Source organism: Leucobacter holotrichiae (assembly GCF_055791005.1).
Genome location: NZ_JBVUAC010000021.1, coordinates 1 through 7,877, shown reverse-complemented (window position 1 = coordinate 7,877; position 7,877 = coordinate 1). Strand labels below are relative to the sequence as shown.

Here is a 7,877-nt window from a genome sequence, read left to right as displayed (position 1 = left end):
GGCCAACACCTCCGCTACGCTACCCATGGCGGCATAACCACCTGTAACACCGTGTCCACGATCAAGGGTCAAGGCCCGACTCGCCGTCTCGTCTGTGCGAGGAAACTTCACGATGCTGCTGGCATCGTGAAGTGATTGCGCTGTTCGATGAGCGGGCAGGTGAAGACGTCGCGTTCCCCGAGCCCGACACGGTTGATGTAGCGCACGACAGTGGCGTATGAAGCGAACAGGCCCGTCTGTAAGTACGGGACATCGTGGGTTCGGCAGTATTCGGCGATGATCGGTGCTGCCTTGCGCAGATGCGGGCGAGGCATTGAGGGAAACAGGTGGTGTTCGATCTGATAGTTCAGGCCGCCCATAGCGGTATCGAGAACACGGGTACCGCGGATGTTGCGGCTCATCATCACCTGACGCCGCAGGAAATCGAGGCTCGCATCTCTCGGCACGACAGGCATCCCTTTATGGTTCGGCGCGAACGAGGCTCCCATATAGAACCCGAACACGCCGAGTTGCACGGCGAGGAACGCGAACGCGATTCCCGGCGAGAGCACGATGAACACCAGCACCGGGAACCCGGTCAGCCGGATCAGCAGAAACACGATCTCTGCCCAACGCCGCTTCAGCTCACCCCTTGCGAGCACGCGGCGCACCCCGGATGCGTGCAGCGAGACCCCTTCCAGGAGCAGGATCGGGAAGAAGAACACGCCCTGATGCGCCCGCAGCCATCTCAGCGTCCGGCTTTTCGGAGGTGTTCGACCCGGAGTGACGACAATCACCGGAAGGTCGATGTCAGGATCGGCGCCCAACTTGTTCGGGTTTGCATGGTGGCGCGTGTGCTTATGCTGCCACCACCCGTAGCTCATACCGACCAGGAGGTCGCCGAGGACGATGCTCACCCAGTCGTTCCATTTCCCCGACACGAATATCTGGCGATGCGCGGAATCGTGGCCGAGGAACGCGATCTGGGTGAAGAGGATCGCGAGGAACGCCGCGGTGAACAGTTGCCACCAGGTATCACCGATCCAAACGAACGCGAACAAGCCGCCGGCGAGGACCAGGGGCAGCCCGATCAGCTTCGTCCAGTAGTACCCGTACCGGCGACGCAGCAACCCCTGTTCTCGGATTGTTTTCGCCAATGTCGTGAACTCGCTCCCGCCCTTGCCATTGACTGGCCGGCTAGTTCGTGGAGTCCGGGTCGAACGATACTGGTTCATGATGCACCTGAGATCCTGCGGGCTTGGGCGTCAGGAACGTCCGTGACCGCCCTCATCGGTCCAGTCATCGATCTGAGCGCGATCCGACCGGGCACGGTTCGCCTCCGCTCCCGCCGAATCCTGACCAGTTGGGGACGGGGTGAAAGTGACGGATTCCGCGAGAGCGGTGACCGCCGCGGTGCGCGCGTTCTCGCTCACAGCCGCGTTCTGGAAAACGACCGCCGCCGCGTCCTGACGATCCCGGACCCCTGCGCTGATGTCGGCCAGGCGATCCGCGAGAACGCTCGCAAGTCCGTCGCGCAACTCCTCGAGGTTCGTGTTTGCGATCTCGAGGCGACGGTCCGAGATCGTCACCTCCACGGTCGGATAGCCGGCTTTTGCGAGAAAGCCTCGGGTCTCGCTCCCCAGAATCTCGATCACTTCGTCCCGTTCGGGCCGTCGCGTGAACACGGCCTCCACCGTGTATCGATCCGGGGCTTCATCGGTCATCAGCGTGGCAGGCAACGAACCCACCAGCACCGATCCCAGGCCCAGCGTCGCGGCGTCCACGCCGCTCGTTCTTGTCTGTGTATCCATGATCTGACGATACGCCCTCTACATGTACGCCTCACAGATTCGGCAACCCTGTCAATGGGCGGACGGGGAAGCCCCCGCTCAAGACTGTTCATCTAGGTCCAAGTGCCTTGCGGCGCTCGAGTTCAGCGCGACCGTACGAGCACAGTGCGGCGGCCATCACAGTACCGCGGTCGTCTCTTCGTAGTCCGTCGAAGCTGAATGTCTCACCATGCGGGCGAGTTACGGTGAGGGCATGAGTGAGACGGAGAACACCGCGAGGAAAGGCCCGGATCATCGACGGGGCGCGCGGAAACGGGCAGAACGATGGGAACGCGCTGTGCAGACTCCGGGCACGCGTACGCCTCCACCGAAGAGACCGCCCTCCACCGGGAGGCCGAGATCAACCGCGAACAAGACGACGACCAGACTGGATGCTACCTCGCGGGGGTAACGTGACGTCCTTGAAACTGCTCAACAGGCAGCGCCGACTCTTATTTTGAGCACCGGCAAGGACTCGCGGTCCCGGCTCCGTCGTCCATCACCCCACGGACTGGGGCATGAGACCGGTACAGCTCCCTGGGAGCTGCCGACAGTTCCGAGGAGGTCGATCCTGCGAGTTTGAGATCCGTTCTGCCGGAGCTCTCCCGTCGAACTCGTTGATGCGCCCGGTGCCGAGCGGAGGCTTTTACTCTTGAGGCGATACTTCAGTCGGCCTTCGGATGGGTCCCCATTCACGACTCGTCTGAACGGGAAAGCTCCGAGCTTTCGTCGATGTGGACGACGGTGAGGCGGATCTCCACAGGGGCACAGCCGCGATCGGCGCACAGCGCGGCAATCGCTGCGTGTACTCGGCGACTGGTTTCAGCAGCTCCCGCGGCGGCGAGCACGCCTATCGCGGCCTCTGCTCGCGGGCCGTCCGGCGTATGCTCCCAGCGGACAAGCGGTGCTTCGTTCTGTTGAGCTCCGAGGAGCTGAGCACCAGCATCGACCACTTTTGAGATGATGCCGCCAGTGCGGAAGATCGTAGTCACTCCGGAAACTGCCCTGATCGTAGTCTCGATGTCCTCGGCCATTGCCTGATCCGTCGGCTCGGTCATCGGCTTCCTTCTGTCCGGTTCTGAAGCTGCTGGATATCGTGCACGGTGATGTCGATGCCGGTCACGTTCAGCGTGGTGTGTGTCATCACACGTGCACTGATCTCACTGCGGAGGCGTTCTGCAAGATCCGGGATCGGTTCGCCGTAGGGCACGCTGACATCGACGCGGACCCGCACCGGTTCGCCCGGCACCGTGACATCTCCGTCGAATCGGCATTTGCCGATAACGACGCCGGGCACGGTGTGCTCCGCCGCGCGGATCACGCCCCGGACGGCACCCTCGGTGATGCCCAAGTCGGCTTCGAGCGCGGGCGCAGGCAGTGGGATGCGCCGTCCGGCACGTGCGTCCAGAGTGATGCCGGCGAGGATGCTCTGCACCCAGGTGTCGTCGGGTGCAGGTTCTGCAGCGGTGTCGGCTGCAAGGAGCTCGGGGGTGAGCTCTCGAAGACGGGTCAGGGCATCCAATGCGATGCGGCAACCCGGGGATCCTTCGATCGAAGCATCCACAGGGGTGCGCCCGGCATCGAGGTAGTCGGAGAGCTCTTCAATGGTGTGCCCGTCGAGATCCTCGAACTCGGTCGCGTGGGTCAGCGGATCAGGGGTATCGTGTTCGTTCATCGCCACTGCTCCATTCGAACAATGATGTCTTTTCGTGCACGGGCGAGCAATCCCCGAACCGTCGATACCGGGAGATCCAGTTCTTGGGCGATCTCCTCGTAGCTATAGTCGCCCAGCTCTCGCAGCACCCAGCATTCACGCTGGGCGTCGGGGAGCCGATTGATCGCGTCGCTCAACGCCGCGATCCCTGCTCGCGCTTCCGCTCGTCGCGGCGGGGCCATCAGATCCGGCGCCGGTAGCTCTGTCTCGCTCAGATCGGAGTGGGGTCGGGTGGATCGGATGCGGTCGATCGCTTTGCGGCTGGTGATCCGCATGAGCCAGCTCTTCACACGTCCGGGGTCATCCAGCTTCGGCAGCTGATCCCAGGCGGTGATGAATGCGTCTTGGACGACATCGTCGACATCCGCGCTGCCCGGAAGAATTCGACGCGCATACGCACGCATCATCGGGGCGTGCCTGCGAACAAGCGCGGCGAATGCTGCCGTGTCTCCGTCTGCGGCGCGCCCGGCGATGATCCGGTCGTCCGCTGACTCCAACGGGTTGCGGTACGGCTCACTGCTCATCCTTCATCCCCCTGACACCAAGGGCACCTCTCCTTCGAGGGCCAACGGGCGGTGCGACGACCGTCCGTTGGCCCTCATCCTTACCCGTATCCGTCAGTTCGTCCATGGCTTGTGAGGTTGGGTCATTTCTTCGTGCGGCGACCGGTGATCAGGCCATAGATGAGCAACACCAGGATCGATCCGCCGATCGCGAGCAGCCAGGTCGACAGGTTGAAGAAGCCTTGCAGGTTGACGTTGAAGATGAGGCCGCCGAGCCAGCCCCCGAGCATCGCCCCGACAACACCGAGCAGCAGGGTGACGAACCAGCCGCCACCTTGCTTGCCGGGGAGGATGAGCTTGGCGATCGCGCCGGCGATCAGCCCGAGAATGAGAAAACTGAAGAAGCCCATGAGAGCAGTCCTTTCGAATGAGTGAAACGGGGTAACCGGGGCGGGCAATCTCGCCCGCCCCGATGGCGCGGTTACTTCTTGAACACGTCCTTGACGTCCTCGACTTTGTCTCTGATGGTTCCCTTCGCCTGGTCCGCTTTGCCTTCGGCGACGAGTTTGTCGTCGTCGGTCGCTTTGCCGACGGTCTCCTTCACCTGACCGGTGACCTTGTCGGCTGCGGCCTTGATCTTGTCTTCAGCGCTCATCGTGTGATTCCCTTTCATTCTCTGGAACGCTCCCGGGGTCTGGGAGCGAGGTTCTGGGGCAGCGCCTTGCTGCTCTTGTGCCTTAGCTGCCGAGAAAGTTCTTGCGTGCCTTCTCGAGCGACTTCTTGGCGTTCTTCGCCATGCGCTTGCGTGACTTCTTCGCCTCTGGGTTCGTCCAGAGCCGTTCGAGCTGGTGTCGCAGGTCCTCGTAATTCTTCCCGCGCGCTTTTGCCGACTCCACGCCGACCAGATAGGCGGCAACAGCGATCACCGCAAGTATCAGGATGTTCTTCCGCATCGCGTTCTTCCTTTCGTCAAGCCCCGGTAACGCGGGGGTCAGTTCACTCGGGATTGGTCTGCCGCGAGTCTCGAGCGGATCCCGGAATGGATTGTCACGATCGTCGAGATCTCCCGCCCCAGCAAGGTCGCCAGGCGGTCGACGAGTCCTGTCACCGTTTCGGCGACCTCGACAGGTGAAACGTTCTGCCTCGGCGTTACACTCACATGGAGGACGTCAGCGCCCCACAGTCTGCGCGCGTTCACTTTCGAGGAGAGGACCTCGTCATGCGACGCGAGCGATTGGGTGATCGCGTCGGCTGCGAAGCCGCCCCGGATCGTGACCGATCCCGGCACCTCGCCTTCCGCCTCCTCACGGATCACCACGCTGCTTCGCCCACCACCCAGCCGGGCGATGACGATCACCGCGATGACCACCATCAGCGCCAGCGGAGCGAGGATCGCCAGAGTGAACCAGCTCACCGTAGTCGCCTCCGAAATGCGCGACGCCTGATCCGCGCTCACCATCCAGTCCACCCCGGTCGATGACCAGCTCTTCCAGAGGTCGCCGGCAACGGGCCACAACATGGCCATCACCGTTGCACCGCCAACGCCGATCAGCAGAACGCCGACGATGAAGAGGACCGCTCGGTTCACGCCTCGGTTCGTGGCATTCATGACATGGCCTCTCCATCTGCGGCACGCAGGACTCGTGCCCGCACCTTCACACGGGGCGACAACTCGTAACTGGCCAGTTCCGACTCGGCCACCGTGCGTACATGACGCCTATCGACGGGTTGTCCGGGCTCTGGCCTGACGGTGATATCCGCGCTGCGGTGACCGACACCTACGACGACGGCGCCTTTGGAGAGGTCCAGCTCACGCCGCACCCGCTCCGCGACCGACGACGCGATCACTCCGTTATCCACAAGCACCGCATACGAGGAGAATCCCAGCTCGTGCTTCGGCCTTCGGCCGGCGCCGAGAGCGAACCACACGAGAACCACCCCGGCAACCGCCGCGAGGAGTCCTCCTGCGACGACCATGCCCTGATGCTGGTCCGGCAGCTCCTGCAGCCACGTCAGCGCGGCTCCGGGCGCGACCAGCAACGGACCAACACCGAGAAGATGTAAGACAATCTCGACACCCACGTAGATCGCAGCAACTACGACTAGCGCAAGGACGATCACGGTCGAGACGGTGCGCGGAGAGTGCGTCTCTCGACGCACCACGCGCTTCAGCACGGCACTCGTCATCTACCTCACCCGCTTTCGCTTCGGGATGATCGCTCCCGTGACGGTGAACGACACACGGCGGATGTCCCGTCCTGTCAAACGCGCGAACTCTTCAGCGAGTTCGGCCTGAAGTGCACGAACCCGTTCGAGGACCGGCACCGCAGCCTCGATCGCCTCGAGATCGCTGAGATCGGGGACGGGGAGCTTCGCCGCGATTCGCACGGCAAGACCTCCGCCCCACTCAGCCGTTTCGACGTTCACGTCGTCTCGAGACACACCGATCGCGACCGCTGACGCTTCCCGAACAACCTTGTCGATGACGCGCTCATGCACCCGAACGCTCCCAGGCGCCGGCGAAACAACATCAGGTGTGCTCGCAATGCTCGGGGATGCAACGGTCAGCACGCTCATGACGAGGTTCGCCTCCCCGTGAACGCGCTAGCGAGCGCGCGGAGATCCAGCTGACCCGACATCACTCGCCCGGTCAGAGCCCCGACCACCATGAGCAGCGCGACCAGTAGGAATCCCCAGAACCCGAAGATCAGCGCAGCGAAAGCCAACACTGCGCCGACCAGAGCTCCGGTCAGCGTCGCACTCATGAGACGCGCGACTCGGTGTCGTCGTCGGCATCGTCGATTGGCAGGTGCACATCATTCACGTCGATATTGACCTCGACGACCTGCAAACCGACCAGACGAGTGATTGCCGCGGTCACCGCGCTGCGAACGTTATCGGCGACCTCCTGGATCGGCGCCGGATAGTCGACCACGATCGTGATATCCGCGGCAGCCTGGGTCTCGCCCACCTCGACCTTCACTCCCTGCGTGAGATCCGTCGCGTTCACCGCGTCACGGATCGCACCGAATGCACGCGCCCCTCCGCCGCCAAGCGCATGCACCCCCGAAACCTCACGAGCAGCGATGCCCGCGACCTTCGCGACCACACCCTCGGCGATCGTCGTCCGTCCCGCAGACTGGCTGTCGTCACCAGCAGCGCCTTGGGAGGTCGAAGGTACACGATCCACTCGCGAGGTGTGCCCGGGAGTCTTCCCAGCCCGAGTCGCGGGGGTGCTCCCTTCGGAAGCAATAGTCGTGTTCATCTCATCCGTAGCCATCTGAACTACCTCCATACATCAGCAGCGCAGCCTACAAACCGCACCAGTCAACGAGCGAAGAACGACGCTCTACATATGAGACGGTCCCTGGCTACCGATCGTCACGAAGTCGCGGAGCGAACGAGCCCAGCACATCAGCAAGATCGACAACGACACCATCGATTAACGGCCCCAGCGACACGAAGAAGTCCCCGCTCTCCGAAGAGAACAGGGACTCAAACTCAGTGACCGTGAGGCCTAAACGCTACTTGCCCGCGGGCTGCTCCGGCGCCTTCGGCTTCTCCTCGGCCGGGGTGCCGGCTGCTTCCTTCGCCTGAGGGTTCGGTGCTGCGTTCTTGGGATCGGACATGATGTCCCTGCTTTCTGGTAGAGCGCTCGAGAAGGTCTAGAGCCTCTATGCCTGACAGTACTCCGGATAGGGGGAGGCAAACCGAGACTGTGAGTATTGCCAGTAACCGATGCGTCCACGAGCAGCGCCGGTTGCTGCGGAACCGTCGAGTTGAGTCCCGCATAGTGGTGTAGCGCATGGTGGTCCGGCACGTCGTTCTCGACGTGGACGCGGTCACCGTGTG

The 7,877-nt window shown here is 63.0% G+C and carries 13 protein-coding genes; all 13 read right to left on the bottom strand.

Features of this window, described 5'->3' with window-relative positions:
* Nucleotides 1-107 precede the first annotated feature (107 nt).
* Entirely contained in the window at nt 108-1,214 is a 1,107-nt protein-coding gene (locus AC0KXF_RS14885; RefSeq protein WP_473109921.1) for a fatty acid desaturase family protein, read from the bottom strand.
* Nucleotides 1,215-1,244: 30 nt separating this feature from the next.
* Nucleotides 1,245-1,790 carry a hypothetical protein gene (locus AC0KXF_RS14880; protein ID WP_473109920.1) on the bottom strand — a complete coding sequence of 182 codons (546 nt, stop codon included), beginning with the start codon at nt 1,788-1,790 and terminating at the stop codon, nt 1,245-1,247.
* A gap of 710 nt (nt 1,791-2,500) precedes the next feature.
* The gene (locus tag AC0KXF_RS14875) at nt 2,501-2,866 is read right to left on the bottom strand and encodes a hypothetical protein (protein WP_473109919.1); all 366 of its coding nucleotides are present in this window, start codon (nt 2,864-2,866) and stop codon (nt 2,501-2,503) included.
* Nucleotides 2,863-3,483: an Asp23/Gls24 family envelope stress response protein gene (locus tag AC0KXF_RS14870; RefSeq protein WP_473109918.1), complete on the bottom strand. Its 621-nt coding sequence runs from the start codon at nt 3,481-3,483 to the stop codon at nt 2,863-2,865. Before AC0KXF_RS14870 ends, AC0KXF_RS14875 begins: the two co-directional genes overlap by 4 nt.
* Nucleotides 3,480-4,046: an RNA polymerase sigma factor gene (locus AC0KXF_RS14865; protein ID WP_473109917.1), complete on the bottom strand. Its 567-nt coding sequence runs from the start codon at nt 4,044-4,046 to the stop codon at nt 3,480-3,482. Before AC0KXF_RS14865 ends, AC0KXF_RS14870 begins: the two co-directional genes overlap by 4 nt.
* Nucleotides 4,047-4,168: 122 nt before the next feature.
* Nucleotides 4,169-4,435 carry a GlsB/YeaQ/YmgE family stress response membrane protein gene (locus AC0KXF_RS14860; RefSeq protein WP_473109916.1) on the bottom strand — a complete coding sequence of 89 codons (267 nt, stop codon included), beginning with the start codon at nt 4,433-4,435 and terminating at the stop codon, nt 4,169-4,171.
* A 71-nt stretch (nt 4,436-4,506) separates the two neighbouring features.
* Nucleotides 4,507-4,680 carry a CsbD family protein gene (locus AC0KXF_RS14855; RefSeq protein ID WP_473109915.1) on the bottom strand — a complete coding sequence of 58 codons (174 nt, stop codon included), beginning with the start codon at nt 4,678-4,680 and terminating at the stop codon, nt 4,507-4,509.
* A gap of 82 nt (nt 4,681-4,762) precedes the next feature.
* Nucleotides 4,763-4,978: a hypothetical protein gene (locus AC0KXF_RS14850; protein ID WP_055346121.1), complete on the bottom strand. Its 216-nt coding sequence runs from the start codon at nt 4,976-4,978 to the stop codon at nt 4,763-4,765.
* Between the two features lie 38 nt (nt 4,979-5,016).
* Entirely contained in the window at nt 5,017-5,634 is a 618-nt protein-coding gene (locus AC0KXF_RS14845) for a hypothetical protein (RefSeq protein ID WP_473109913.1), read from the bottom strand.
* Nucleotides 5,631-6,212: a DUF6286 domain-containing protein gene (locus AC0KXF_RS14840; RefSeq protein WP_473109911.1), complete on the bottom strand. Its 582-nt coding sequence runs from the start codon at nt 6,210-6,212 to the stop codon at nt 5,631-5,633. Before AC0KXF_RS14840 ends, AC0KXF_RS14845 begins: the two co-directional genes overlap by 4 nt.
* On the bottom strand, nt 6,213-6,602 hold the full coding sequence (locus tag AC0KXF_RS14835) for an NTP pyrophosphohydrolase (protein WP_473109910.1): 390 nt from the start codon (nt 6,600-6,602) through the stop codon (nt 6,213-6,215).
* Nucleotides 6,599-6,790, bottom strand: a complete 192-nt coding sequence (locus AC0KXF_RS14830) for a DUF2273 domain-containing protein (RefSeq protein WP_473109909.1) — start codon at nt 6,788-6,790, stop codon at nt 6,599-6,601. The genes AC0KXF_RS14835 and AC0KXF_RS14830 overlap by 4 nt, the downstream gene beginning before the upstream one ends.
* On the bottom strand, nt 6,787-7,305 hold the full coding sequence (locus tag AC0KXF_RS14825) for an Asp23/Gls24 family envelope stress response protein (RefSeq protein WP_473109908.1): 519 nt from the start codon (nt 7,303-7,305) through the stop codon (nt 6,787-6,789). Before AC0KXF_RS14825 ends, AC0KXF_RS14830 begins: the two co-directional genes overlap by 4 nt.
* Nucleotides 7,306-7,877: the final 572 nt, after the last annotated feature.

Bases quoted from the DNA above. Each gene is read 5' to 3' on its own strand.
- AC0KXF_RS14885 (WP_473109921.1), bottom strand. From the start codon at position 1,214: ATGAACCAGTATCGTTCGACCCGGACTCCACGAACTAGCCGGCCAGTC.
- AC0KXF_RS14880 (WP_473109920.1), bottom strand. From the start codon at position 1,790: ATGGATACACAGACAAGAACGAGCGGCGTGGACGCCGCGACGCTGGGC.
- AC0KXF_RS14875 (WP_473109919.1), bottom strand. From the start codon at position 2,866: ATGACCGAGCCGACGGATCAGGCAATGGCCGAGGACATCGAGACTACG.
- AC0KXF_RS14870 (WP_473109918.1), bottom strand. From the start codon at position 3,483: ATGAACGAACACGATACCCCTGATCCGCTGACCCACGCGACCGAGTTC.
- AC0KXF_RS14865 (WP_473109917.1), bottom strand. From the start codon at position 4,046: ATGAGCAGTGAGCCGTACCGCAACCCGTTGGAGTCAGCGGACGACCGG.
- AC0KXF_RS14860 (WP_473109916.1), bottom strand. From the start codon at position 4,435: ATGGGCTTCTTCAGTTTTCTCATTCTCGGGCTGATCGCCGGCGCGATC.
- AC0KXF_RS14855 (WP_473109915.1), bottom strand. From the start codon at position 4,680: ATGAGCGCTGAAGACAAGATCAAGGCCGCAGCCGACAAGGTCACCGGT.
- AC0KXF_RS14850 (WP_055346121.1), bottom strand. From the start codon at position 4,978: ATGCGGAAGAACATCCTGATACTTGCGGTGATCGCTGTTGCCGCCTAT.
- AC0KXF_RS14845 (WP_473109913.1), bottom strand. From the start codon at position 5,634: ATGAATGCCACGAACCGAGGCGTGAACCGAGCGGTCCTCTTCATCGTC.
- AC0KXF_RS14840 (WP_473109911.1), bottom strand. From the start codon at position 6,212: ATGACGAGTGCCGTGCTGAAGCGCGTGGTGCGTCGAGAGACGCACTCT.
- AC0KXF_RS14835 (WP_473109910.1), bottom strand. From the start codon at position 6,602: ATGAGCGTGCTGACCGTTGCATCCCCGAGCATTGCGAGCACACCTGAT.
- AC0KXF_RS14830 (WP_473109909.1), bottom strand. From the start codon at position 6,790: ATGAGTGCGACGCTGACCGGAGCTCTGGTCGGCGCAGTGTTGGCTTTC.
- AC0KXF_RS14825 (WP_473109908.1), bottom strand. From the start codon at position 7,305: ATGGCTACGGATGAGATGAACACGACTATTGCTTCCGAAGGGAGCACC.